The sequence below is a fragment of the Pedococcus cremeus genome (assembly GCF_900111375.1).
Taxonomy (GTDB): domain Bacteria; phylum Actinomycetota; class Actinomycetes; order Actinomycetales; family Dermatophilaceae; genus Pedococcus_A; species Pedococcus_A cremeus.
In genome coordinates, this window is sequence record NZ_FOHB01000013.1 from 45918 (window position 1) to 70131 (window position 24214).

The following is a 24214-nucleotide window of genomic DNA, read 5'->3' on the forward strand; positions in this document are numbered from 1 at the left end:
GTGAGCGTTCCGTGGCAGTCGGCACGCCACGGGCGGGGCGTGCTCCTGCTGCGCGGTGAGCCGGACCAGGTGGCGCGCTGGGCCGCGCGCGGGCTGGTGGCCACCCGGGTGGTGCCGCTGCCGTCGTGGACCGCGGTCCTGCCCGCGGAGGCCGGTTCCCGTGCGCAGCCGCCGTACGACGACGCGCTGAGCGTGCTCGCCTCCCGGCCGGTCGCGCACCGGCTGCGGGCCGCCGTGGGCCTGTTCGCCATCGACGGCCGCGCCGTCGTGACGGTGCAGGGCCACGGGTGGCGGGCCGTGCAGCGCTGGCTGGTGTGGCAGCCCGGGCGTGGTGCCACCCGCGCCCCGGGCCTGCAGGTGGCCCGCCCCGCCGACCTGCTCGCCGCCGCCGGGGCCGGCACCCGCGGCGTCGGCGCCGAGCTCGCCGCCCTGCTGCGCGAGACGCGTGGCGACGCCCTCGAGGTGCTCACCGACCTGATGCGGGTGCTCGGGCTGCCCGGCGACGGCCTGCTGGCCGACGGCCCGCGGCGCGACGAGGGCGAGCTCGTCGAGCCCGACCACCGCGTCGTCGCCCGGTTCGACGCCCTGATGCTGGAAGAGGCACGCCACCGTGCCGAGCAGGAGGAGGAAGCCCAGTGAGCCGCACGAGTCGCCAAGCTCCACGAGTCGTCGTCCTCGACTACGGCAGCGGCAACGTCCGCTCCGGCGTGCGTGCCCTCGAGCACGTCGGCGCCGAGGTCGAGCTGACCGCCGACCGGCAGGCCGCGCTGGCCGCCGACGGCCTGTTCGTGCCCGGCGTGGGCAACTTCCACGCCTGCATGGCCGGGCTGCGCCGCGCCGGCGGTCCGCTGCTCATCGAGACCCGCCTCGCCGGCGGCCGGCCGGTGCTCGGTATCTGCGTCGGCATGCAGGTGATGTTCGACGGCTCGGAGGAGCCGAGCGGCCACCCCGAGGAGGGCCTGTCCGAGTGGCCGGGGACGGTCACGCGCCTCAAGGCCGACGTCGTGCCGCACATGGGCTGGTCCACCGTCCGCCCCCCGGCGGGCACCCGCCTCTTCGAGGGCGTGGAGGAGGAGCGGTTCTACTTCGTGCACTCGTATGCCGTGCAGGAGTGGACCATGGCCGAGTCCCACGGGGCGATGGCCGCCGTGGCGCCCAAGGTCACCTGGGCCGAGCACGGCGGCGACTTCGTCGCGGCCGTGGAGAACGGGCCGCTCAGCGCCACGCAGTTCCACCCCGAGAAGTCCGGCGAGGCAGGCCTCGCCCTGCTCGAGAACTGGGTGCGCAGCCTGCGCTGACGCCCGGATGCGCCGCGCCGGGAGCCGTCCACGCGGCATACCGGCCCCGCCCACACCGACCACCTTCCCTGCCCACCATCCACCGTCCCCGTTCCACGACCGACCACGACACCGACCCGAGGACTCTCATGACCGACGCCACCGAAGCCCCCCGCCTCGAGCTGCTGCCCGCCGTCGACGTCGCCGGGGGTGAGGCCGTCCAGCTGGTGCAGGGCGTGGCCGGCAGCGGCGGCCAGTTCGGCGACCCGTGGGAGGCAGCCAAGGCGTGGCAGGACCAGGGCGCCGAGTGGCTGCACCTGGTCGACCTCGACGCCGCCTTCGGCCGGGGCAGCAACCGCGAGCTGCTCGCCGAGATCGTCGGCCGGCTCGACATCAAGGTCGAGATGTCCGGTGGCATCCGAGACGGGGAGTCGCTCGAGGCAGCCCTGGCCACCGGCTGCCGTCGGGTGAACCTCGGCACCGCGGCGCTGGAGAACCCCGAGTGGACGGCCTCGGCCATCGCCGAGCACGGCGACCGGGTGGCCGTCGGCCTCGACGTGCGCGGCACCACGCTCGCCGCCCGCGGCTGGACCCAGGAGGGTGGTGACCTGTGGGAGACGCTCGAGCGCCTCGACCGCGAGGGCTGCGCCCGCTACGTCGTCACCGACGTCAACAAGGACGGCATGCTCAAGGGGCCGAACCTCGACCTGCTGCGCGAGGTGTGCGAACGCACCGACCGCCCGGTGGTGGCGTCCGGCGGGGTCTCGACGCTGGCCGACATCGAGGCGATCCGCGGCCTCGTCCCGCTCGGCGTCGAGGGGGCCATCGTCGGCTCGGCCCTCTACCGGGGCGCCTTCTCCCTGCCCGAGGCCCTCGACGTGGCGGGCCGCCCGTGACCGCCGTCCAGCGGCACAGCAGCGGCGGCCCGTGGGAGGACGCCTTCGGCTACTCCCGCGCCGTGCGCACCGGCGACCGCATCATCGTGTCGGGGTGCACCGCAGTCCGCGACGGCGCGGCGGAGCACAGCGACCCGGCGGCCCAGGCGCGCAGCGCGTTCCGCACCGCCCTGGAGGCGGTCGAGGCGCTCGGCGGCACCGTGGCCGACGTGGTGCGCACCAGGATGTACCTCGTGCACCGCAGCGACGCCGACGCGATCGGGCGGGTGCACGCAGAGCTGTTCGGCGACGTGCGGCCCGCCGCGTCGATGGTCGTCGTGGCGGCCCTGATCCTGCCCGAGCTGCTCGTCGAGGTCGAGGTCGAGGCGGTCGTGACCGAGGCGGCCTCATGAGCGGCGGGTCGCACGACTCCGCCGGCGTGCCGTGGGGTGGCCGGGAGCTCAGCGGCACCGGTTTCGACCACGACACCGGCGCAGCCGACCCTGCCCTCGTCGCCGCCCTCGACCAGCCGGGTGACGAGCCGACCCTCATGGCCGCGGTGTCGGCCGCTCGGCTCCTCGTGCCGGTGGTCGCCGAGCCGGTCAGCGTCGAGGAGCCCGGTGGCCTGGTCGCGGAGAAGCAGACCGACATGGCCGCGGTGACCCTCGTCGCCCCCGACGGACAGCGTGCCCTGCCCGTGTTCACCAGCCTCGAGACGCTCGCGAGCTGGGACCCGCAGGCGCGGCCGGTGCCGGTCACCGCCAGCCGGGCCGCCCAGGCCGCGGTGTCGGAGCGGTGCGACGTGATGGTGGTCGACGTGGCGGGACCGCGGACGGTCGTGCTGCGGCCGAGCATGGTCTGGGCGCTGGCGCAGCAGCGCGACTGGCTGCCGGCGCACGAGGACCCGACGGTGGAGCGGGCCGTGGCCGCCGCCGTGCGGCCCGAGGCCTCGGTGCGCGGCCACGCCGTCGGCCCCGGGCAGCCCGAGGGACAGGGCATCCTCGCGGTCAGGTTGGAGCTCGAGCCGGGGCTGTCCGCCGAGCAGGTGCAGGCGGTCGCCACGCGCGTGGGCGAGCGGCTGGCCACCGACGGCGAGCTGCGGGCCCGCGTCGACGGCCTCGCCTTCGCCATCCGCTGACGGCGTCCTCGGTCGTCGAAAAGGTGGTGAAGGCGGCGCGAGGCGGATGAGACCCTGAGCGGGTGCCCATCCAGCGCTACCGCCGTGTCCTGTCCAGCCCTGCCCTGCGGCAGGCGCTGTTGCTCGGGTTCCTGGTGCGCATGCCGATCTTCGCCGGTGGTGTGGTCCTGACCCTGCACGTCGTCAGCACCCTCCACCACACCTACGGTGCCGCCGGGTTCGTCTCCGCGGCGGCCACGATCGCCATCGCCGTCAGCGGTCCGTGGCGCGGCCGGCTCCTCGACCGGATGGGGCTGCGCCGGGTCGTGCTGCCCTCGATCGTCGTGGCCGCCATCTGCTGGTCCATCGCGCCCTTCGTCGGCTACTGGTCGCTGCTCGCGCTGGCGGCACTGGCCGGGCTGTTCGTGATCCCCTCGTTCGCGATCATCCGCCAGGCGGTCATCGCGGCGGTGCCCGAGGACGACCGGCGCACCGCCATCTCCCTCGACTCGGTCGCCGTCGAGATGTCCTTCATGGTCGGGCCCGCGCTCGGGGTGTGGGCGGCCACGGTCTGGCCGACCTCGTGGGTGCTCTTCGTGATCGAGATGGCCGGCGTCGGCGGGGGTGTCCTGCTCTGGTTCGCCAACCCGGTCCTGCGCGAGGCTGCCGAGGCGCCCGAGCTCGACGAGAACGGCGCCCCGGTGGCGGCAGCTCCGGTGCCGCGGTCGGCCTGGTTCCGAGCCCGGTTCCTCGCCATCTGCCTGGCGGCCACGGCCACCACCGTCGTGCTGGGCGGCTCCGACATCGCCATCGTGGCGGCCCTGCGCGCCTTCGGCGACCAGGCGTCCATCGGCTGGGTGCTGGCGGTCTGGGGCCTGGGCTCCCTCGTCGGCGGCCTGGTCTACGGCGGGTTCCACCGGTCGATCTCCGCGTTCTGGCTGCTCGGCGGCCTGAGCGTGGTCACCGCCCCCATGGCCCTCGCCGTCGGCGCGCCGTCGCTGGCGGTGCTGTCGTTCGTGGCCGGCCTGCTGTGTGCGCCCACCATCACCGCCACGGTCGACCAGGTCAGCCGCGTCGTGCCGCTGTCGGCGCGGGGCGAGGCCATGGGGTGGCACGGCTCGTTCATGACCGCAGGGATGGCGCTGGGCGCGCCTGTCGCCGGGCTAGCCATCGACACCCTCGGCTGGCAGGCGGGCTTCACGCTGGTCGCCGTCGTCGGGCTGGCCGTCGCCACGGCCGGCGCCGGGGCGACCCGGGTCCGCCGTCGGCGCCTGGTCGCAGCGCAAGCCGCCTGACCCTCCCATCGAAGGGTGTGGTCGGTCGCCCAAGGCGACGCCCCAGTGACCCACCGGCACCTCTCGCGTCAGCGAGCGGCCGGCGGCGGCCGGCTGCCGGCGGGCAGGGCCGCGGGTACCGGCATACGGTGGAAAGCCCATCGCCGAACTCAGGAGTGCACCCATGCCGGTCTCCGACGCCGTCGTCATCGGCAGCGGTCCCAACGGCCTCGTGGCGGCGAACCTGCTCGCCGACCAGGGCTGGGACGTCACCGTGCTCGAGGCGCAGCAGACGGCGGGTGGGGCGGTGCGCTCCGCCTCCGACGTGCACGACGGGTTCATCCACGACACCTTCAGCTCGTTCTACCCGCTGGGCGTGGCGTCGCCGGCCATCCGCGGCCTGCAGCTCGAGCGGCACGGCCTGGAGTGGGTGAACGCCCCGGCCGTCGCGGGGACGCCGTTCATGTCGGGTGAGTGGGCCGTCATGCACCGCACCCCGGAGGAGACCGCAGCGGCCCTCGACGCCCTGGCTCCCGGTGACGGGCAGGCCTGGCTCGACGTGTGCGCCGGGTGGCAGAAGATCGGCGACTCCGTCGTGGCGGCGCTGCTCGACCCGTTCCCGCCGGTGCGCTCGGGGGCGCGGGTGGCGGCGAAGCTGCCCGGGGCAGGCGGTATCGACTTCGTGCGCATGATGCTCTCGCCGCTGCAGAGCATGGCCGGGCAGCGGTTCAAGGGCAATGGCGCCCAGATGCTGCTGGCCGGCAACGCCGCCCACGCCGACATCCCGATGGACGCCCCGGGCTCGACGATCATGGCGTGGCTGCTGGCGATGATCGGGCAGCACCTCGGCTACCCCGTGCCGAAGGGTGGCGCTGGCATGTTCAGCGGCGCCATGGTCCGGCGCTTCACCAGCGAGGGCGGCGACCTGCGGGTCGGCCACCATGCGCGGCGGGTGCTGGTGCGCGACGGACGGGCCACCGGGGTGGAGACCGACGACGGCCAGGTGTTCACGGCGCGCCGGGCGGTGCTGGCCGACGTCAGCGCCCCGGCGCTGTACGGCGGACTGGTCCCGACCGAGGAGCTGCCCTCGCGGCTGCTGCGGCGGATGAAGCGCTTCGAGTGGGACCCCGGCACCGTCAAGGTCGACTTCGCCCTGAGCGGCCCCGTGCCGTGGGCGACCACCCCGGACGCGGCTCCCGGCACCGTGCACATCGCCGAGTCGATCGACGAGATCCGGCAGAACGGCGCCCACCTCGCCGCCGGGGCGGTGCCCGCCACGCCGTTCCTGCTGTGCGGGCAGATGGCCGTGGCCGACCCGAGCCGGGCACCGCAGGGTGGGGAGTCGCTGTGGCTCTACACCCACGTCCCGCACCACACCACCTCGGACGCCGGCGACGGCACCATCACCGGCCGGTGGGACCGCGACGACACCGAGCGGATGGCCGACCGCATGCAGGCCCGGGTCGAGGCCTACGCACCGGGGTTCGGCGACCGGGTGCTCTCGCGCCGGGTCCTCGGCCCGCGCGAGCTCGAGGGGCGCGACGAGAACCTCGTCGGGGGCTCGGTCAACGGCGGCACCGCAGGGCTGCACCAGCAGCTCATCTTCCGTCCCGTGCCCGGCCTCGGTCGTCCCGAGACGCCGGTGAAGGGCCTCTACCTCGCGTCGGCCTCGGCACACCCGGGCGGTGGCGTGCACGGCGCGTGCGGCTCCAATGCCGCCCGGGCGGCGCTGGCCCACGACCGGGTGCGGGCCGCCCGCTCCCTCATGGCCACCGGTAGGAAGGACATCCCCGCATGAGCACCACCACCCGTCTCCTCCACTGCCCGCCCGAGGACGTCTTCGACGTGCTCGCGGACGGCTGGAGCTACGCGACCTGGGTCGTCGGGGCCGCCCGCATCCGCGACGTCGACCGTGACTGGCCCTCCGTCGGTGCACGCATCCACCACTCCGTGGGCGCCTGGCCCCTGCTGCTCAGCGACACCACCTCGGTCGAGGCCGTGGACGAGCCCCACATGCTGCAGCTGCGCGCCCGGGCCTGGCCGACCGGGGAGGCCCGGATCGTGATCCGTTGCGAGCCGCAGGGCGACGGCACCCTGGTGACGATCGAGGAGTGGGCCGCGTCCGGTCCCGCGGCGAAGGTGCCGCAGCCGGTGCTGGACCCGGCCCTGCACGCGCGCAACGTCGAGGCGCTGAAGCGGCTGGCATACCTCGCCGAGAGCCGCGCCCGTCGCCACGACGACAGCGGGGGCCACGGGGGAGTGCCCAGGCTGCGCCGCCCCGGCTCGGCGGCGGACCCGCGCGACGAGGCCTGAGCAGCAGGCAGCGAGCCGCTCCCGCTGGCGGAGGCCGACTATCGCCCCCGGGCGAAGTCAGGCGACGGGACCGGTGAACTTCTCGCCGGGCCCCTGGCCGGGCGCGTCGGGGATGACCGACGCCTCGCGGAAGGCGAGCTGCAGCGACTTCAGCCCGTCGCGCAGCGGGGCGGCGTGCTGGCTGCCGAGGTCGGGCGCCGAGGCGGTGACGAGTCCGGCGAGCGCGGTGATGAGCCGGCGGGCCTCGTCGAGGTCGAGGTGCTCCTGCGCGTCCGGGCCCTCCGCCAGGCCGCACTTGACGGCCGCCGCGCTCATCAGGTGCACCGCGGCCGTGGTGATCACCTCCACCGCGGGGACCTCGGCGATGTCACGGGTCGCCTGCGCGACGTCGGGGCCGGGGAGGTGGTCGGCGGAGTGGTCGGTGGGGTGGTCGGCGGGGTGGTCGGTGCCGGCGGGATTGGGAGTTTCGCTGCTCACGCTGGTAGCCTTGCAGATCGACCGGCCGTTCCTGCCCGCGGGGTGACCCACGAGCGGGACGGTGTGCAAGAGAAGCGCCACCATGCTTCCACCCGCTGTGACCGAGAGGTCGCCGGGTTCCCCGGGTCAGCAGGGCGTATGCCGCGAAGCGCGACTTCACGGCATACGCGTCACCTGCGAACCCCGGGACCGGATCTGGTGAGGCTTCTCGCGCGACGGCAGCGGGGAGCCTCTTCTCGTTGCTGCGGGCGCAACCCTTGACCAAAAGGAGCACCACTATCAGCGAGCCTCGCATCAACGACCGCATCCGGGTCCCGGAAGTGCGGTTGGTTGGCCCCAATGGAGAGCAGGTCGGCATCGTGCGCGTCGAGGACGCGCTGCGTCTGGCCGCCGAGGCCGACCTCGACCTCGTCGAGGTGGCCCCGATGGCGAAGCCCCCCGTTGCCAAGCTCATGGACTTCGGCAAGTTCAAGTACGAAGCGGCCATGAAGGCGCGGGAAGCCCGCAAGAACCAGGTCAACACGGTCATCAAGGAGATCAAGCTCCGCCCGAAGATCGACCCGCACGACTACGGCACCAAGAAGGGCCACGTCGAGCGGTTCCTCAAGGGTGGCGACAAGGTCAAGGTGACGATCATGTTCCGCGGTCGCGAGCAGTCGCGCCCGGAGCTGGGTTTCCGCCTGCTGCAGAGGCTGGCGGAGGACGTGATCGAGCTGGGCACCGTGGAGTCTGCTCCGAAGCAGGACGGCCGCAACATGGTCATGGTCCTGGCCCCGACCAAGAAGAAGTCCGAGGCCAAGGCCGAGCAGCGACGGGCCCGCTCCGCAGCTGCCACAGAGGGTGCCGCTGACGCCCCCGTGGATGCCCCCGTGGATGCCCCCGTCGAGGGTGCGGACGCGCCCGTGGAGGAGCAGCAGTCTCCCGAGACGGCGCAGTAGCCGGCCAGGCGGCCGAGCCGGCGAGAGCCGGGCTCGGCTGGACGCCGCCCCGGCCCCCAGACCACCGCAGTACGAAGACACGACTGAAGGAGATCGGCTTCCCATGCCGAAGAACAAGACGCACTCCGGCGCCAAGAAGCGCTTCCGCCTGACCGGCAAGGGCAAGGTCATGCGCGAGCAGGCCAACGGCCGCCACCTGCTCGAGCACAAGTCCTCGCGCTACACCCGTTCCATCGCGAACGACGTCGAGGTCTCGAAGCCGGACGCCAAGAAGGTCAAGAAGCTCCTCGGCCGCTGAGCCGCCTCCCCACCCACCCCCCTGTGTGACGGGGCAGCACAGCAGCCTCGAAGCTAGACAAGACAGCAAGGAGAACTCACGTGGCACGCGTGAAGCGGGCGGTCAACGCCCAGAAGAAGCGCCGGGTCGTCCTCGAGCGCGCCAGCGGCTACCGCGGGCAGCGCTCGCGCCTGTACCGCAAGGCCAAGGAGCAGGTCACCCACAGCCTCGGTTACGCCTACCGCGACCGTCGCGCCAAGAAGGGTGACTTCCGTCGCCTGTGGATCCAGCGCATCAACGCCGGCGCCCGCGCCAACGGCATGACCTACAACCGCTTCATCCAGGGCCTGAAGGCCGCTGAGGTCGAGGTCGACCGACGCATGCTGGCCGAGCTGGCCGTCAACGACGAGGCCGCCTTCGCCGCCCTCGTGGAGATCGCCCGGGCCAACGTGCCCGCGACCGCCGACGCCAGCGTCTGATCCTGCGCTGAGCTCCGGCTGACGAACACACCCGAGCGCCGGGACATGCCCCCGCTGAGCACCCCCCTGACCAACCCACGGTCGGACCGGGTGAAGGCGGTGCGGGCCCTGTCCCGGCGCTCGGTGCGTTCGCGCACCGGCCGTTTCCTCGCCGAGGGACCCCAGTCGGTCCGTGAGGTGGTCCGCTGGCGGCCCGAGACGGTCCTCGACCTCTACGTCACCGCCGAGGCCGCGGCCCGGTACGCCGACATCGTGGCTGCCGCGCAGGAGGCCGGCCTCTTCGTCCACGAGGTCACCGAGCCGGTGCTCGCCGCGATGGGCGACACCGAGCAGCCCCAGGGCCTGGCGGCGGTGTGCCGGGTGGTGCCGGCGTCGCTCGACGGTGTCCTCGAGGCCGGTCCCCGGCTGCTGGTGCTCCTCACCAACGTGCGCGACCCGGGCAACGCCGGCACCGTCATCCGCGGCGCCGACGCGGCCGGCGCCGACGCGGTGCTGGTGAGCGAGAGCTCGGTCGACGTGTTCGGGCCCAAGGTCGTCCGTTCGACGGCCGGCTCCCTCTTCCACCTGCCGGTGGTCACCGGCCTCCCCGCGGAGGCGACGATCGAGCGGTTGCAGGCCCACGGCATACGCGTCCTCGCGGCCGACGGGGCGGGGGAGCGGCTGCTGCCCGAGCTCGACCTCAGGGCGCCGCACGCCTGGGTCATGGGCAACGAGGCCTGGGGGCTCGAGCCCGACGTCCGCGACCGGTGCGACGAGGTGGTCCGGGTGCCCATCCACGGCAAGGCCGAGTCGCTCAACCTCGCGATGGCGGCCACCGTCTGCCTGTACGCGTCGGCGGGCGCACTGCACCCGCTCGGTCGCTAGGGTGGCGCCCATGTTCTTCCGGGACGAGGAGCTGATGGCCCCGGCCGAGGCCGCGCGCGCCGTCGAGATGCTGCCCGACGGCCTCGTCGCGACCGACGGCCAGGCCCGGGCCATCTACTGCAACTCCCGGTTCGAGCAGATCACCGGCATCGCGGCGGCCGACCTCGTCGGGCACGACCTGCGCGAGGTGCTCACGCTGCAGGACAGCGACGGCAGCTCGTGGTGGGACTGCACCAAGCCGTGGGACGGCCTGCGCACCCGCACCGGCCACCGCGAGAAGCTCCTCATGCTCGGCAACGGGCGCGAGGTGCTCGTCACCGCCAGCTACATCCGGCCCGGGCGCAACCAGCGGGTCAACCGCGTCCTCGTCATGCTCCGCGACACCGAGCAGCGGCGCCGCACCGAGGCCAACCACGCCGCCCTCATCTCCACCGTGGCGCACGAGCTGCGCTCACCGCTCACCTCGGTGAAGGGGTTCTCCTCCACGTTGCTGCGCCGCTGGGAGCGGTTCAGCGACGAGCAGAAGCGGCTGATGATCGAGACCATCGAGGCCGACGCCGACCGGGTCACCCGGCTCATCAGCGAGCTGCTCGACGTCTCGCGCATCGATGCCGGACGGCTCCAGATCCGCCCCCAACCGCTCGACGTCGCCGCCATCTACGAGCGGCACGTCGAGCGCGCGGTGGCGACCGGCCACGACCGCGAGCAGTTCGTCGTCGACGTGCCCGACGACACCCCCGAGATCTGGGCCGACCCCGACCGGCTCGACCAGATCCTGGCCAACCTCATCGAGAACGCGGTGCGCCATGGTGAGGGCACTGTGACCCTGGCAGCGGCCCCCGCCCACGACGGACTGACGGCGCTCGCCCGCCGTCGGCTCGAGGGCCAGGTCGACCTCGTGGTCAGCGACAACGGCAAGGGCATCGAGCCGGCCCACCGCGAGCTGGTCTTCTCGCGGTTCTGGCACGGGTCGGGCCGCGGCAGCACCGGGCTCGGCCTCTACGTCGTGAAGGGCCTGGTCGAGGCCCATGGCGGCCGCATCCTCGTCGAGGACGCGCCGAGCGGCGGTGCGCAGTTCCGCTTCAGCCTGCCGACGGAACCGCCGGACTACCTCGCCTGAGCCGCCGGACCCACCTCCCCGGTGCCCGCGGGGCGGCATACCCAGTTGCCGTATGCCGCGTGGCCGGGGCACGCTGGGCCCATGGCCTCGCGCACGCTGCGATTTACCGCGCCCTCGGACGCGGTCGCGGCGCTGCGCTGAAGCGCCCGCCACTCGCCTCCGAGGGCTTCCCCGGCGCCCCCTAGACTCGGTGCGCCGCGCCAGGACAACGAAGGCAAGCCGCGCAGAGTGGAAGAAGATGTCTGGACCCAACAAGCAGTACGACCCTGTCGAGGTCGCCGCGCTCGACCCGGCCGCCATCGAGCAGGCTGTCGCCGACGCCCTCGCCGCCATCGGTGCGGCCAGCAGCCTCGAGGAGCTGAAGGCGGCGCGGCTGGCCCACCAGGGTGAGAAGAGCCCGCTCGCGCTGGCCAACCGCGAGATCGGCGCCCTCCCGCCGAGCGCCAAGGCCGAGGCGGGCAAGCGCGTCGGCCAGGCTCGCGGCCAGGTCGGCCAGGCGCTCAAGGTGCGCCAGGAGGAGCTCGAGGCCGAGCGCGACGAGCGCATCCTGGTCGAGGAGACCGTCGACCTCACGGTGCGCGTGCCCCGCCGCCGGCTCGGCGCCCGCCACCCCATCAGCCTCGTCTCCGAGCGCGTCGAGGACATCTTCGTCGCGATGGGCTGGGAGATCGCCGAGGGCCCGGAGGTCGAGTCCGAGTGGCTCAACTTCGACGCGCTCAACCTCGGCGCCGACCACCCCGCCCGGCAGATGCAGGACACCTTCTTCATCGACCCGCCCGAGCTGGGCCTGGTGCTGCGCACGCACACCTCGCCGGTGCAGGTGCGCACCATGCTCGACAACGAGCCGCCGATCTACGTGCTGTGCCCTGGCAAGGTGTTCCGCACCGACGAGCTCGACGCCACGCACACCCCGGTCTTCCACCAGTTCGAGGGCCTCGTGGTCGACGAGGGCATCACCATGGCGCACCTCAAGGGCAGCCTCGACGCCTTCGTCTCACGCCTGTTCGGCGACGGCACCGTCACCCGGCTGCGCCCGTCGTACTTCCCGTTCACCGAGCCGAGCGCCGAGATCGACTGTCGCTGCTGGATCTGCGGCGGCCAGGACCCGAACTGCCGCACCTGCGGCGGCACAGGCTGGATCGAGATGGGCGGCTGCGGCATGGTCAACCGCCGGGTGCTGACCGCGAGCGGCATCGACCCCGACCGCTACACCGGCTTCGCCTTCGGGCTGGGCATCGAGCGCTCGCTCATGCTGCGCCACGGGGTGGGCGACATGCACGACATCGTTGAGGGAGACGTGCGGTTCAGCACGCAGTTCGGGATGGAGATCTGATGCGCGCGCCAGTGTCATGGCTGCGGGAGCTGGCCGACGTGCCGGCCGGGGCCACCGGTGCCGACATCGCCGCGAGCCTGGTCAAGGTGGGCCTGGAGGAGGAGGCGCTGCACGGCGGCGACATCCAGGGCCCGCTTGTCGTCGGGCGCGTGCTCGAGGTGACGCCCGAGAAGCAGAAGAACGGCAAGACCATCAACTGGTGCCAGGTCGACGTCGGCCAGAACGGCCAGATGCTCACCGAGGGCACCCCGCAGGGCATCGTCTGCGGCGCCCACAACTTCAAGCCGGGCGACCACGTCGTCTGCGTGCTCCCCGGCGGGGTGCTGCCGGGACCCTTCGAGATCTCGGCCCGCAAGACCTACGGCCACGTCTCCAACGGCATGATCTGCTCGGCGCTCGAGCTCGGCCTCGGCGAGGACCACGACGGCATCATCGTGCTCGAGGAGTGGCTGGGCGACAACCCCGACGTCGTGGCGGGCCTCACCCCGGGCCAGGACGCCATCGAGCTCCTCGGCCTCGCCGACGAGGTCGTCGAGGTCAACGTCACGCCCGACCGCGGCTACTGCTTCTCGATGCGCGGCGTCGCGCGCGAGTACGCGCTGTCCACCGGTGGCGCCTTCCGCGACCCCGCCGGCATCGAGGTGCCGGAGGCCAACGACACCGGGTATGCCGTGCGGCTCACCGACGCCGCCCCCGTCAACGGCAACGACGGGTGCGACCGCTACATCGCGCGCGTCGTGCGCGGTGTCGACGTGAACGCGGCGACGCCGTCCTGGATGCAGAAGCGCCTGACCCAGGTCGGGATGCGCCCGATCAGCCTCGCCGTCGACGTCACGAACTACGTGATGATGCTGCTCGGTCAGCCGCTGCACGCCTTCGACCTCGACACCCTCTCCGGCTCGGTGGGCACCCGCCGCGCCCGGCCGGGGGAGCGGCTGAAGACCCTCGACGACGTCGACCGGGCGCTGCACCCCGAGGACCTCCTCATCGTCGACGGCAGCGACACGGCCCTGGCGATCGCCGGCGTCATGGGCGGTGAGTCGTCGGAGGTCACCTCGTCGACGACCAACGTGCTCATCGAGTCGGCCCACTTCGACCCCACCACGGTGGCCCGCTCGTCGCGACGCCACCGGCTCACCACCGAGGCGTCCAAGCGCTTCGAGCGCGGCGTCGACCCCGACGTGACGGCGGCCGCCGCCGAGCTGGCGGTGCGCCTCCTCGTCGAGCTCGGCGGCGGGACGCCCGACCCCGGCGTCACCGACATCGACCACCGGAGGGGCCGCGAGCCGTTCGCCTTCGACCTCGGGCTGCCGAGCCGCTACGTCGGGCTCGACTACCCGCGCGACGAGGTGCTCGCGACCCTGCGCGCCATCGGGTGTGAGGTCACCGAGCCCAGCGGTGTCGGTGACGTCTCCGACGCGTTCGGCCACGGCGACGTCGTCTCGGTGCTGCCCGCCTCCTGGCGGCCCGACCTGGCCGACGGCCCTGACCTGGTCGAGGAGGTCGCGCGCGTCCGCGGCTACGACCAGATCCCGTCGGTGCTGCCGCAGGCGACCGCCGGGCGCGGCCTGACCCACGGCCAGCGCACCCGCCGCGTCATCGCGACGACCCTTGCGCAGCAGGGCCTCGTCGAGGTGCTCAGCTACCCGTTCATCGGGCGCGACCTCTTCGACCGGCTCGGCTACGCCGCCGACGACGTGCGCCGGCGCACCATCACGGTGGCCAACCCGCTGTCCGACGAGGCTCCGCTGATGCGGACCTCCGTGCTCGACACGCTGCTGGAGACCCTGCGCCGCAACGTCGCCCGAGGCAACCGCGACGCCGCCATCTACGAGCTCGGGCTGGTCACCGTCGGACCCGAGCAGGTCCGCAGCGCGCCGGTGCCGGGCATCGAGGCGCGGCCCGACGACGCGACCCTGTCGGAGATCCTCGGCGCCGTGCCGGCGCAGCCCCGCCACGTCGCCGTCGCCGCCGCGGGTGACGCCGAGCCTGCGGGCCCGTGGGGCCCGGGCCGACCCTTCGACGCGAGCGACGCCGTGGCGTGGGCCCTGGCGGTGGCCAAGGCCGTGGGGGTGGAGCTCGTCATCTCCGCCACCGAGCGGGCGCCGTGGCACCCGGGCCGGTGCGCCCAGCTGGCGCTGCCTGACGGCACCGTCGTCGGCCATGCCGGCGAGCTGCACCCCAAGGTGGTGGCTGCGCTCGACCTGCCGGCCCGTGCCGTGGCCGGTGAGCTCGACGTCGACGTGCTGGTGGCCGCCACCGGCGAGCCGCTGCAGGCGGTGGCCCTGTCGACCTTCCCACCCGCCCACACCGACGTCGCCCTCGTCGTCGACGAGGCGGTGCCCGCGGCGGCCGTCGAGGCCGCGCTGCGCGAGGGCGCCGGCTCGTCGCTGGAGTCGCTGGTGCTGTTCGACACCTACCGCGGCGACCAGGTGGGAGAGGGCCGCAAGTCGCTCGCCTTCCGCCTGACGTTCCGCTCTGCCGAGCGCACCTTGACCACCGACGAGGTGAGTGCGCTCCGCGACCGAGCCGTCGAGTCGGCGGCCCGTGCCACCGGGGCGGTCCAGCGGTGAGCACCCCCGTCGCGGTGGTGACCGGCGCCTCGCGGGGCATCGGCCACCACGTCGCCGAGGGCCTCGAGAAGGCCGGGTATGCCGTGGAGCGCGGCTCGCGGGCCGTGGCCGAGGTCACCGACCGCGAGGCCGTCGAGCGCTGGGTCGGCGACATCGTCGCCCGGCACGGCCGCATCGACCTGCTGGTCAACAACGCCGGGGTCATCGACACCGAGGTGCCCATCGAGGAGTCCGACCCCGACGAGTGGTGGCACACCATGGAGGTCAACGTCCTGGGGCCCTACCTCGTCACCCGGTTCGCCCTGCCGCACATAGTGCGGGCCGGGGGCGGGCGTGTCGTCAACCTCAACAGCGGCGCCGGCGTCCGTCCCGGCGCCGTGGCCTCGGCCTACAACGCGAGCAAGACGGCGCTGGCCCGCATCACCGGCTCGACGCACCTCTCCGGGGCCGCACACGGCATACGGGCCTTCGACCTCGCCCCGGGCGTGGTCCGCACCGACATGACCCTGTCGATGCCCTCGCACGAGGGGCGCACCGAGTGGACCGAGCCGCACGAGGTCGTCGACCTCGTGCTGGCGCTGGCCTCGGGCGACCTCGACGCGTGGTCGGGCCGCATGGTGCGCGCCGGTGTCGACACCCCGGAGTCGCTGCGCGAGCGCGCGGACGCGGGGCTGGACGACGCCGCGCGCACCATCACCCTGGTGCCGTGGGGGAGCGACGACCCGCTGGGCTGACCTGGCGGACCGGGCCTCCACCTGCTGAGACGGGCCCCCGCCGGTCATGCATAGGTTCGCGTGACTGTGTATAGTCATGCACATGATCCGCGCAGCAGTGGCAGGTGCGAGCGGCTACGCCGGCGGTGAGATCCTCCGGCTGCTCCTCGCGCACCCCGAGGTGGAGATCGGCGCCGTCACGGCCGCCTCGAGCGCCGGGCAGCGCCTCGGCTCCCTCCACCCGCACCTGACGCCGCTGGCCGAGCGCGTGGTCGAGGAGACGACGCCCGAGACGCTCGCCGGCCACGACGCCGTCTTCCTGGCCCTGCCCCACGGCCACTCCGCGGCGGTGGCCGAGCATCTGCCCGACGATGTCGTGGTGGTCGACTGCGGCGCCGACTTCCGCCTCCGCGACGAGTCGGCGTGGACCACCTTCTACGACACCCCGTATGCCGGGTCGTGGGCCTACGGCATGCCCGAGCTGTCGGTGGGCGCCGACGGCAAGCAGCGTGAGCAGCTGGCCGGGACCCGGCGCGTCGCCGTGCCGGGCTGCTACCCGACGGCCGTCAGCCTGGCCCTCGCACCCGGCTTCTCCGCGGGCCTGCTCGACCCCGAGGACGTCGTGGTGGTCGCCGCGTCCGGCACCTCGGGCGCGGGCAAGTCGCTGAAACCGCACCTGCTCGGAGCCGAGGTCATGGGGGCGATGTCGCCGTACGGCGTCGGCGGTGTGCACCGGCACACCCCGGAGATCGAGCAGAACCTCACCGGGGCCGGTGGAGACCAGGTGACGGTGTCCTTCACGCCGACCCTGGCGCCCATGCCGCGCGGCATCCTCGCCACCTGCACCGCCCGGCTGCGAGGGGGCGACGACCAGCGACCGACCGCCGCGGACGTGCGCGCCGCGTGGGAGAAGGCCTGTGCGGACGAGCCGTTCGTGCACCTGCTGCCCGAGGGCCAGTGGCCCTCGACCGGCAGCGTGCTCGGCAGCAACAGCGTCCACCTGCAGGTCGCGCTCGACCAGCGAGCCGGACGTGTGGTCGCCGTGGCCGCGGTCGACAACCTCACCAAGGGCACCGCGGGCGCCGCCGTGCAGTGCCTCAACCTCGCGCTCGGGCTGCCGGAGACGACCGGGCTCCCCGTGGCGGGGGTGGCCCCGTGAGCCTCAACATGCACCTGATGCGGCACGAGCCGCCGATCGCCTTCGCCCGTCTGGCGGCCGGCGAGGAGCCGTCGTGGGACTGGCGCACCGGCCCGCTGTCGTCGATCACCTACACCGACAGCGAGACGTCGGTCGTCTGTGCCTATGACGAGGTCCCCGAGGGCGTCGTGAGGCAGGGGCCGCTGGTCGGCTTCGAGATCGCCGGGCCGCTCGACTTCACCATGGTCGGTGTGCTGTCGGGCCTGCTCGAGCCGCTCGCCCGGCAGCGCATCAGCATCCTGGCCCTGTCGACCTACGACACCGACTGGATCCTGGTCGACGCCGAGCGCAGTGACGACGCGGAGAAGATCTGGAAGCGCGGCGGCCACGCGGTGGCCCCGGCACGGCTGAGCGGAGGCACCTCGTGAGCGTGACCCGTCCTGCGGGCTTCCGGGCTGCGGGGGTGACCGCGGGCCTGAAGGCCAGCGGCGCGCCGGACGTCGCCCTCGTCGTCAACGACGGTCCCGACCACCACGGCGCGGCCGTGTTCACGAGCAACCGCGTCGAGGCCGCGCCGGTGACCTGGTCGCGCCAGGTCGTCGCCGACGGGCGGGTCGACGCCGTGGTGCTGAACTCCGGTGGGGCGAACGCCTGCACCGGTGCGCAGGGTTTCGCCGACACCCATCGAACGGCTGAGCACGTCGCGGAGGTGCTGGGGGCCTCCGCAGGCGACGTCGTCGTGTGCTCCACCGGGCTGATCGGCGAGCTGCTGCCGATGGAGCGGCTGCTGGCCGGCGTCGACGCCGCGGCGGCGAGCCTGGCGGACGACGGTGGCCCCGCCGCCGCGACCGCCATCATGACCACCGACACGGTGAGCAAGCAGGCGCAGGTCGAGCGTGACGGCTGGAGCGTCGGTGGGATGGCCAAGGGCGCGGGCATGCTCGCCCCAGCGCTGGCGACCATGCTCGTGGTCGTCACCACCGACGCCGTGGTGGAGGCGGACGCGCTCGACGACGTGCTCCGGGCTGCCACGGCGGCCACCTTCGACCGCATCGACTCCGACGGCTGCCAGTCGACCAACGACACGGTGGTGCTGCTGGCCTCCGGGGCCTCCGGTGTCACCGCGAGCGCCGGCGACCTGGCCGAGGCGGTGAGCGAGGTGTGCGCCAGCCTGGCGCGCCAGCTCATCGCCGACGCCGAGGGTGCCCACCACGACATCGCGATCAAGATCCGGTCCGCGGCCACCGAGGCCGACGCCCTCGAGGTCGGCCGGGCCATCGCGCGCAACAACCTCTTCAAGTGCGCCGTCTTCGGCAACGACCCCAACTGGGGTCGTGTGCTCGCGGCGGTCGGCACCACCCGGGCCGCCTTCGACCCCCACCAGCTCGACGTCTCGATCAACGGCGTGCAGGTGTGCCGCGCTGGAGGAGTGGGGGAGGACCGCAGCCTGGTCGACCTCACCGGCCGCGAGGTGCACGTGCTGGTCGACCTGCACGCCGGCGCGGAGTCCGCCACGGTGTGGACCAACGACCTGACCCACGACTACGTCCACGAGAACTCGGCCTACAGCTCATGACGACCCCGACCAGCGCCCGCAACACCGTCCGGGGCACCATCGACGCCGCGGCCCTGCGGGTCGCCCAGTCCAAGGCGCAGGTCCTCGTCGAGGCCCTGCCCTGGCTCGAGCGCTTCCGCGGAGCGCTCGTCGTGGTCAAGTACGGCGGCAACGCCATGACCAACGACGCCCTCAAGGCCGCCTTCGCGCAGGACGTCGCCTTCCTGCGGTATGCCGGGCTGCGCCCCGTCGTCGTGCACGGCGGCGGCCCGCAGATCGCCGAGATGCTGGGCCGGCTGGGCCTGGAGAGCGAGTTCAAGGGCGGCCTGCGGGTCACCACCCCCGAGGTCATGGACGTCGTGCGCATGGTGCTCACCGGCCAGGTCGGGCGCGAGCTCGTGGGCCTGCTGAACCAGCACGGGCCGGTCGCCGTCGGCCTCTCCGGTGAGGACGCCAGCCTCTTCGGCGCCCGCCGCCGCTCCACGGTCGTCGACGGCGAGGAGGTCGACCTCGGCCTCGTCGGCGACGTCGAGACCGTGAACCCGTCGGCGGTGCGCGACATCCTCGACGCCGGCCGGATCCCCGTGGTCTCGACGGTCGCTCCCGACCTCGATGTCGACGGACAGGTGCTCAACGTCAACGCCGACACCGCGGCGGCGGCGCTCGCCGTCGCGCTCGGTGCCTCCAAGCTCGTGGTGCTCACCGACGTCGAGGGCGTCTACGGCAGCTGGCCCGACCGCGACTCGCTCCTCTCGTCGCTGTCGGTCTCCGGCGCCAAGGCCCTGATGGAGACGGTCGACGCGGGCATGATCCCCAAGCTCGAGGCCTGTGTGCGCGCGGTCGAGCAGGGAGTGCCGCAGGCCCACGTCGTCGACGGCCGGCAGCCGCACTCGCTGCTGCTCGAGGTGTTCACCTCCGAGGGCATCGGCACCATGATCGTCCCCGACCAGACCGAGGAAGGGCACTGATGGGCGAGCGCAACGACGAGCTGCTCGAGCGCTACCAGCGCTCCGTCATGGGCGTCTTCGGGCTCCCGCCGCTGGTGCTCGACCACGGCTCCGGCTGCCACGTCTGGGACGTCGACGGCAACCGGTACCTCGACCTCGTCGGCGGCATCGCGGTCAACGCCCTCGGCCACGGCCACCCCGCCCTGGTGACCGCCGTCTCCAAGCAGGCGGCCGAGGGCATCCACATCTCCAACCTCTTCACGTCCGAGGTGCAGATCGCCCTCGCCGAGCGGCTCCTCGACATCGCCGGGGCGCCCGAGGGCTCGGCCGTCTTCCTCTGCAACTCCGGGGCCGAGGCCGTCGAGGCCGCCATCAAGCTGAGCCGGCGCACCGGCCGCACCGGCCTGGTCGCCGCCGAGGGGGCGTTCCACGGGCGCACCACCGGCGCGCTCGCCCTGACCCACAAGCCGGCCTACCGGCAGCCGTTCGAGCCGCTGATCCCCGGTGTCACCCACGTGCCCTACGGCGACGAGGCGGCGCTACGTGCGGCGGTCACCGAGGAGACCGCGGCCGTGGTGCTCGAGCCCATCCAGGGCGAGGCCGGCGTGCTCAGCCCGGGCACGGCATACCTGCGCACTGCGCGGGAGGTGACGCAGGAGCACGGTGCCCTGCTCATCCTCGACGAGATCCAGACCGGCATCGGCCGCACCGGCACGTGGTTCGCGTTCCAGCAGGCCGGGATCGTGCCCGACGCCATCACCGTGGCCAAGGGCCTCGGCGGCGGCGTCCCGGTCGGCGGCCTCATCGCGTTCGGCGACCACAACGCCCACCTGCTCACCGCCGGCCAGCACGGCACGACCTTCGGCGGCAACCCGCTCGCCGCCGCGGCCAGCCTGGCCGTCCTGGAGACGATCGAGTCCGAGGGGCTGCTGGAGCACGCCCGGGTCGCCGGTGACCACCTCGCCGACGCGGTCACCGCCCTGCGGCACCCCCTCGTCACCGGGGTGCGGGGCGCCGGCCTGCTGCGCGCGATCACGCTCGCCCACGACGTCGCGCCCCAGCTGGCCGCGGCCGCTCGAGGCGCCGGTTTCATCGTCAACCCAGTGGCCCCGGCGGCCATCCGACTGGCGCCGCCGCTGGTCGTCACCCTCGAACAGCTCGACAGCTTCGTCGACGCCCTTCCGGCGCTCCTCGACGCCTGCGCCCCCGACAGCGCCGACACCACCCACACCACCCACACCCCTGCGCCCGCCGACACCCCGGAGGACCCCCGATGACCCGCCACTTCCTGCGCGACGACGACCTGAGCGCCGAGGAGCAGCGCGAGGTCCTGCGTCGGGCGGCGGCGCTGAAGCAGGCGCCCTACTCGGACCAGTGCCTCGCCGGGCCGCAGTCGGTGGCGATCCTCTTCGACAAGCCGACCCTGCGCACCCAGGCCTCGTTCACCGCCGGGGTGGCCGCGCTCGGCGGCTACCCGATGGTCGTCGACGGGAGGCTGGCTGGGGTCGGCGAGCGCGAGTCCATCGCGGACACCGCCCGCGTGCTGGGCCGGCAGGTCTCCGCGGTCGTGTGGCGCACCTACGGGCAGGACCGGCTCGAGGAGATGGCCCGGTATGCCGGCGTGCCGGTGGTCAACGCCCTCACCGACCTCTTCCACCCGTGCCAGGTGCTCGCCGACCTGCTCACCGTCACCGAGCACAAGGGCGCCCTGCCCGGCCTGACGCTGGCCTACCTCGGCGACGGTGCCAACAACATGGCGCACTCCTACCTCCTCGGCGGCGCGCTCGCCGGGCTGCACGTGCGCGTCGGCGCCCCGGCCGGCCACCAGCCCGACCCGACCGTGCTGACCCGCGCCAAGGAGATCGCCGCCGAGCAGGGAGGCTCGGTCACCGTCACCGACGACCCGCAGGCCGCGGCCGCCGGTGCCGACGTGCTCGCCACCGACACCTGGGTCTCGATGGGCCAGGAGGCGCTCAAGGACTCCAAGGCCGGCAAGGACAGCCCCTTCCTGCCGTACTCGCTCACCACCGAGCTGGTCGGCCTCGCCGCCCCCGACGCCATCGTGCTGCACTGCCTGCCCGCCTACCGCGGGCTGGAGATCGCCGCCGACTTGATCGACGGGCCGCAGGCCGTGGTGTGGGACGAGGCCGAGAACCGGCTGCACGCCCAGAAGGCGCTGCTGTCCTTCCTCCTCGAGGCGTCCCGGTGACCGGCCCCCGGACGGTGCGCCGATGACGGTCGTGTCGACCCGCACGGGCCGCCAGCGGCGCATCGTCGAGATCCTCGGCCGCACGGCGGTGAAGTCGCAGTCCGAGCTGCTCGACCTGCTCGCCGCCGACGGCATCGAGGTCACCCAGGCGACGCTCTCGCGTGACCTTGTCGAGCTCGGCGCCGTCAAGGTCCGCTCCGGGCGCGCCCTCGTGTATGCCGTGCCGGGGGAGGGCGGCGACCGCACCGCCCGCCCCGCGCAGGACGGTCAGGAGGCCTCGGCGCGACTGAAGCGGCTGTGCGAGGAGCTGCTGGTCTCGGCCGAGCCGTCGCACAACCTGATCGTGCTGCGCACCCCGCCCGGCGCCGCCGGCTACCTCGCGTCGGCCATCGACCACGGCGACCAGAGGGACCTCCTCGGCACCATCGCCGGCGACGACACCATCATGGTGATCACGACGGGACCGGAGGCGAGCAAGGAGCTCGCTCACCTGTTCCTCTCGCTGGCCGACCACCGCGAGTAGCCGGCGAGCCACGACCGGACGCCACGACCGGACGCCACGACCGAACGCACCGCAGCGCTGACCCCGACCACCCAGGAGAGACGACGACCGTGACCGGCGACCAGCCCCCGACGAGCACCGCCCCCACCGACCGCGTGAGCCTGTGGGGCGGCCGGTTCGCCGGTGGTCCCGCCGACGCGCTGGCCGCGCTCTCGAAGTCGACGCACTTCGACTGGCGGCTCGCGCCCTACGACATCGCCGGGTCACGCGCCCACGCCCGGGTGCTGCACCGCGCAGGGCTGCTCGACGACTCCACGCTGGAGGGGATGCTCGATGCCCTCGCCCGGCTGCTGGCCGACGTCGAGTCCGGTGCCTTCGTGCCGGCCGAGGACGACGAGGACGTGCACACCGCTCTCGAGCGCGGCCTCATCGAGCGCGCCGGTGCCGATGTCGGCGGTCGCCTGCGGGCCGGGCGCTCCCGCAACGACCAGATCGCCACGCTGTTCCGCATGTACCTGCGTGACCACGCCCGGTCGGTCGCGACGCTGGTGCTCGATGTCGTCGACGCCCTCGTGCACCAGTCCCAGCGGCACCTCACCGTGCCGATGCCGGGCCGCACCCACCTCCAGCACGCCCAGCCGGTGCTGCTCTCGCACCACCTGCTCGCGCACGCCTGGGCCCTCCTGCGCGACGTGCAGCGGCTGCAGGACTGGGACGCCCGCGCCAACGTCTCGCCCTACGGTTCGGGCGCCCTCGCCGGCAGCTCGCTCGGCCTCGACCCGGAGGCCGTGGCCGCCGACCTCGGCTTCGCCACCTCGGTGGAGAACTCGATCGACGGCACCGCCTCGCGCGACTTCGTCGCCGAGTTCGCGTTCGTGGCGGCGATGACGGCGGTCGACGTCTCGCGGCTGGCCGAGGAGGTCGTCCTGTGGGCGACCAAGGAGTTCTCCTTCGTCACGCTCGACGACGCCTACTCCACGGGCTCGAGCATCATGCCGCAGAAGAAGAACCCCGACGTCGCCGAGCTCGCCCGGGGCAAGGCCGGCCGGCTCGTCGGTGACCTCGCCGGGCTGCTGACCACCTTGAAGTCGCTGCCGCTGGCCTACAACCGCGACCTGCAGGAGGACAAGGAGCCGGTTTTCGACGCGGTCGACACCCTCGAGGTGCTGCTGCCGGCCTTCGCGGGCATGGTGGCGACGATGGAGTTCAACACCCACCGTCTGGCATCCCTGGCGCCGCAGGGCTTCTCCCTGGCCACCGACATCGCCGAGTGGCTGGTGCGCGAGGGCGTGCCCTTCCGGGTCGCCCACGAGGTGGCCGGTGCGTGCGTGCGGGCCTGCGAGCAGCGCGGCATCGAGCTGTGGGACCTCACCGACGACGACCTCACCGCCATCTCGCCCCACCTGACGCCGGGTGTGCGCGAGGTGCTGAGCGTGGAGGGCTCGCTCGCCTCGCGCAGCAGCAAGGGCGGCACGGCCCCCGACCGGGTGCGGGAGCAGCTGGCGGCCCTGACGGGTGCCGCCGCCACTGCGCGCGGGTGGGCGAACGCGGCGGTCGGCGTCCGCTGACATGGAGGTGGGGCGGCGCCTGACACGGGACTTCTTCGGCGAGGACGTGCTCGACGTCGCCCCTGCCCTGCTGGGGGCCATGATCTCGCACGCGGGCGTCACGATCCGGCTCACCGAGGTGGAGGCGTATGCCGGGGAGAAGGACCCGGGGTCGCACGCCTTCCGCGGGCCCACCCCGCGCACGCAGGTGATGTTTGGCCGCGCGGGCCACCTCTACGTCTACTTCACCTACGGCATGCACTGGTGCGCCAACGTCGTGACGGGGACCGAGGGCGAGGCCAGCGCGGTGCTGCTGCGCGCCGGCGAGGTCGTCGACGGCCACGAGGTGGCCGCCGAGCGGCGGGCGGGGATCGCCGAGCGCGACTGGGCCCGCGGCCCGGCCCGCCTCGCCTCGACGCTCGGCCTGGACGGCACCCAGACCGGCCTCGACGCCTGCTCACCCGACGGGTCGGCAGCGTTCCACGCGGCCGCGGAGCACGTGCCGGCCAGCCGGATCCGCACCGGGCCCCGCGTGGGTGTCGCCGGGGCCGGTGGCGACGCCGAGCGCTACCCCTGGCGCTTCTGGCTGGACGGCGAGCGCAGCGTCTCGGTGTACCGCCCCGCGAAACCGCGTCGCAGGCGCGAACCGGCGTAGGGCAGGCTTGGCACCGTGCCGGGAACCCGGC

At 73.6% G+C, this 24214-nt stretch carries 26 protein-coding genes; 25 read left to right on the forward strand and 1 reads right to left on the reverse strand.

Features of this window, described 5'->3' with window-relative positions; genetic code table 11:
• The 8 genes from BMW78_RS19390 to BMW78_RS19425 all read left to right on the forward strand — a co-directional run bounded on the left by BMW78_RS19390 (position 1) and on the right by BMW78_RS19425 (position 6856).
• On the forward strand, positions 1 to 639 hold the full coding sequence (locus tag BMW78_RS19390; RefSeq protein ID WP_143056352.1) for a hypothetical protein: 639 nt from the start codon (positions 1 to 3) through the stop codon (positions 637 to 639).
• The gene (gene hisH / locus BMW78_RS19395; protein WP_091763078.1) at positions 636 to 1298 is read left to right on the forward strand and encodes an imidazole glycerol phosphate synthase subunit HisH; all 663 of its coding nucleotides are present in this window, start codon (positions 636 to 638) and stop codon (positions 1296 to 1298) included. Before BMW78_RS19390 ends, hisH begins: the two co-directional genes overlap by 4 nt.
• A 128-nt stretch (positions 1299 to 1426) precedes the next feature.
• Positions 1427 to 2173 carry a bifunctional 1-(5-phosphoribosyl)-5-((5-phosphoribosylamino)methylideneamino)imidazole-4-carboxamide isomerase/phosphoribosylanthranilate isomerase PriA gene (priA, locus tag BMW78_RS19400; protein WP_091763080.1) on the forward strand — a complete coding sequence of 249 codons (747 nt, stop codon included), beginning with the start codon at positions 1427 to 1429 and terminating at the stop codon, positions 2171 to 2173.
• Positions 2170 to 2565, forward strand: a complete 396-nt coding sequence (locus tag BMW78_RS19405; RefSeq protein WP_091763082.1) for a Rid family hydrolase — start codon at positions 2170 to 2172, stop codon at positions 2563 to 2565. Before priA ends, BMW78_RS19405 begins: the two co-directional genes overlap by 4 nt.
• Entirely contained in the window at positions 2562 to 3290 is a 729-nt protein-coding gene (locus tag BMW78_RS19410; RefSeq protein WP_091763084.1) for an SseB family protein, read from the forward strand. Before BMW78_RS19405 ends, BMW78_RS19410 begins: the two co-directional genes overlap by 4 nt.
• 62 nt (positions 3291 to 3352) lie before the next feature.
• Entirely contained in the window at positions 3353 to 4564 is a 1212-nt protein-coding gene (locus tag BMW78_RS19415) for an MFS transporter (RefSeq protein WP_091763086.1), read from the forward strand.
• Positions 4565 to 4727: 163 nt separating this feature from the next.
• Positions 4728 to 6341, forward strand: coding sequence for a phytoene desaturase family protein (locus tag BMW78_RS19420; RefSeq protein WP_091763089.1), 1614 nt, complete (start codon positions 4728 to 4730; stop codon positions 6339 to 6341).
• Positions 6338 to 6856 carry an SRPBCC family protein gene (locus BMW78_RS19425; protein ID WP_091763091.1) on the forward strand — a complete coding sequence of 173 codons (519 nt, stop codon included), beginning with the start codon at positions 6338 to 6340 and terminating at the stop codon, positions 6854 to 6856. Before BMW78_RS19420 ends, BMW78_RS19425 begins: the two co-directional genes overlap by 4 nt.
• Positions 6857 to 6913: 57 nt before the next feature.
• On the opposite strand, the gene BMW78_RS20950 is transcribed toward BMW78_RS19425, so the two are convergent.
• Entirely contained in the window at positions 6914 to 7333 is a 420-nt protein-coding gene (locus BMW78_RS20950; RefSeq protein WP_245736018.1) for a DUF1844 domain-containing protein, read from the reverse strand.
• Positions 7334 to 7611: 278 nt separating this feature from the next.
• Between BMW78_RS20950 and infC the strand changes: the two genes are divergently transcribed.
• From infC to BMW78_RS19515, 17 genes are all read left to right on the forward strand, one after another.
• A complete protein-coding gene (gene infC, locus BMW78_RS19435) occupies positions 7612 to 8271 on the forward strand; it encodes a translation initiation factor IF-3 (protein WP_177180483.1) in 660 nt (219 codons plus the stop codon).
• Positions 8272 to 8374: 103 nt separating this feature from the next.
• Positions 8375 to 8569, forward strand: coding sequence for a 50S ribosomal protein L35 (gene rpmI / locus BMW78_RS19440; RefSeq protein WP_091763095.1), 195 nt, complete (start codon positions 8375 to 8377; stop codon positions 8567 to 8569).
• Positions 8570 to 8649: 80 nt separating this feature from the next.
• Entirely contained in the window at positions 8650 to 9027 is a 378-nt protein-coding gene (gene rplT, locus BMW78_RS19445; protein WP_091763097.1) for a 50S ribosomal protein L20, read from the forward strand.
• Between the two features lie 45 nt (positions 9028 to 9072).
• Positions 9073 to 9891, forward strand: a complete 819-nt coding sequence (locus tag BMW78_RS19450) for a TrmH family RNA methyltransferase (RefSeq protein WP_091763099.1) — start codon at positions 9073 to 9075, stop codon at positions 9889 to 9891.
• 10 nt (positions 9892 to 9901) lie between these two features.
• A complete protein-coding gene (locus BMW78_RS19455) occupies positions 9902 to 11011 on the forward strand; it encodes a sensor histidine kinase (RefSeq protein WP_245736019.1) in 1110 nt (369 codons plus the stop codon).
• A gap of 238 nt (positions 11012 to 11249) precedes the next feature.
• On the forward strand, positions 11250 to 12344 hold the full coding sequence (gene pheS, locus BMW78_RS19460) for a phenylalanine--tRNA ligase subunit alpha (protein ID WP_091763101.1): 1095 nt from the start codon (positions 11250 to 11252) through the stop codon (positions 12342 to 12344).
• The gene (gene pheT, locus BMW78_RS19465; protein ID WP_091763103.1) at positions 12344 to 14917 is read left to right on the forward strand and encodes a phenylalanine--tRNA ligase subunit beta; all 2574 of its coding nucleotides are present in this window, start codon (positions 12344 to 12346) and stop codon (positions 14915 to 14917) included. The genes pheS and pheT overlap by 1 nt, the downstream gene beginning before the upstream one ends.
• A complete protein-coding gene (locus BMW78_RS19470; RefSeq protein ID WP_091763105.1) occupies positions 14914 to 15651 on the forward strand; it encodes an SDR family NAD(P)-dependent oxidoreductase in 738 nt (245 codons plus the stop codon). Before pheT ends, BMW78_RS19470 begins: the two co-directional genes overlap by 4 nt.
• Positions 15652 to 15733: 82 nt before the next feature.
• Positions 15734 to 16789 (forward strand): N-acetyl-gamma-glutamyl-phosphate reductase, encoded by a 1056-nt coding sequence (gene argC, locus BMW78_RS19475; protein WP_091763137.1) that lies wholly within the window; start codon positions 15734 to 15736, stop codon positions 16787 to 16789.
• Positions 16786 to 17196 carry an ACT domain-containing protein gene (locus BMW78_RS19480; RefSeq protein WP_245736021.1) on the forward strand — a complete coding sequence of 137 codons (411 nt, stop codon included), beginning with the start codon at positions 16786 to 16788 and terminating at the stop codon, positions 17194 to 17196. The genes argC and BMW78_RS19480 overlap by 4 nt, the downstream gene beginning before the upstream one ends.
• Positions 17193 to 18344, forward strand: a complete 1152-nt coding sequence (argJ, locus tag BMW78_RS19485) for a bifunctional glutamate N-acetyltransferase/amino-acid acetyltransferase ArgJ (protein WP_091763107.1) — start codon at positions 17193 to 17195, stop codon at positions 18342 to 18344. The genes BMW78_RS19480 and argJ overlap by 4 nt, the downstream gene beginning before the upstream one ends.
• On the forward strand, positions 18341 to 19291 hold the full coding sequence (argB, locus tag BMW78_RS19490) for an acetylglutamate kinase (protein WP_091763109.1): 951 nt from the start codon (positions 18341 to 18343) through the stop codon (positions 19289 to 19291). Before argJ ends, argB begins: the two co-directional genes overlap by 4 nt.
• The gene (locus tag BMW78_RS19495) at positions 19291 to 20547 is read left to right on the forward strand and encodes an acetylornithine transaminase (RefSeq protein WP_091763110.1); all 1257 of its coding nucleotides are present in this window, start codon (positions 19291 to 19293) and stop codon (positions 20545 to 20547) included. The genes argB and BMW78_RS19495 overlap by 1 nt, the downstream gene beginning before the upstream one ends.
• Complete coding sequence (gene argF, locus BMW78_RS19500) at positions 20544 to 21479, forward strand: ornithine carbamoyltransferase (RefSeq protein ID WP_091763112.1); 936 nt, start codon at positions 20544 to 20546, stop codon at positions 21477 to 21479. The genes BMW78_RS19495 and argF overlap by 4 nt, the downstream gene beginning before the upstream one ends.
• 22 nt (positions 21480 to 21501) lie before the next feature.
• Positions 21502 to 22002 carry an arginine repressor gene (locus BMW78_RS19505; protein WP_091763114.1) on the forward strand — a complete coding sequence of 167 codons (501 nt, stop codon included), beginning with the start codon at positions 21502 to 21504 and terminating at the stop codon, positions 22000 to 22002.
• 89 nt (positions 22003 to 22091) lie between these two features.
• Positions 22092 to 23549, forward strand: coding sequence for an argininosuccinate lyase (gene argH / locus BMW78_RS19510; RefSeq protein ID WP_091763116.1), 1458 nt, complete (start codon positions 22092 to 22094; stop codon positions 23547 to 23549).
• Position 23550: 1 nt separating this feature from the next.
• On the forward strand, positions 23551 to 24183 hold the full coding sequence (locus BMW78_RS19515; RefSeq protein WP_091763118.1) for a DNA-3-methyladenine glycosylase: 633 nt from the start codon (positions 23551 to 23553) through the stop codon (positions 24181 to 24183).
• Positions 24184 to 24214 lie beyond the last annotated feature (31 nt).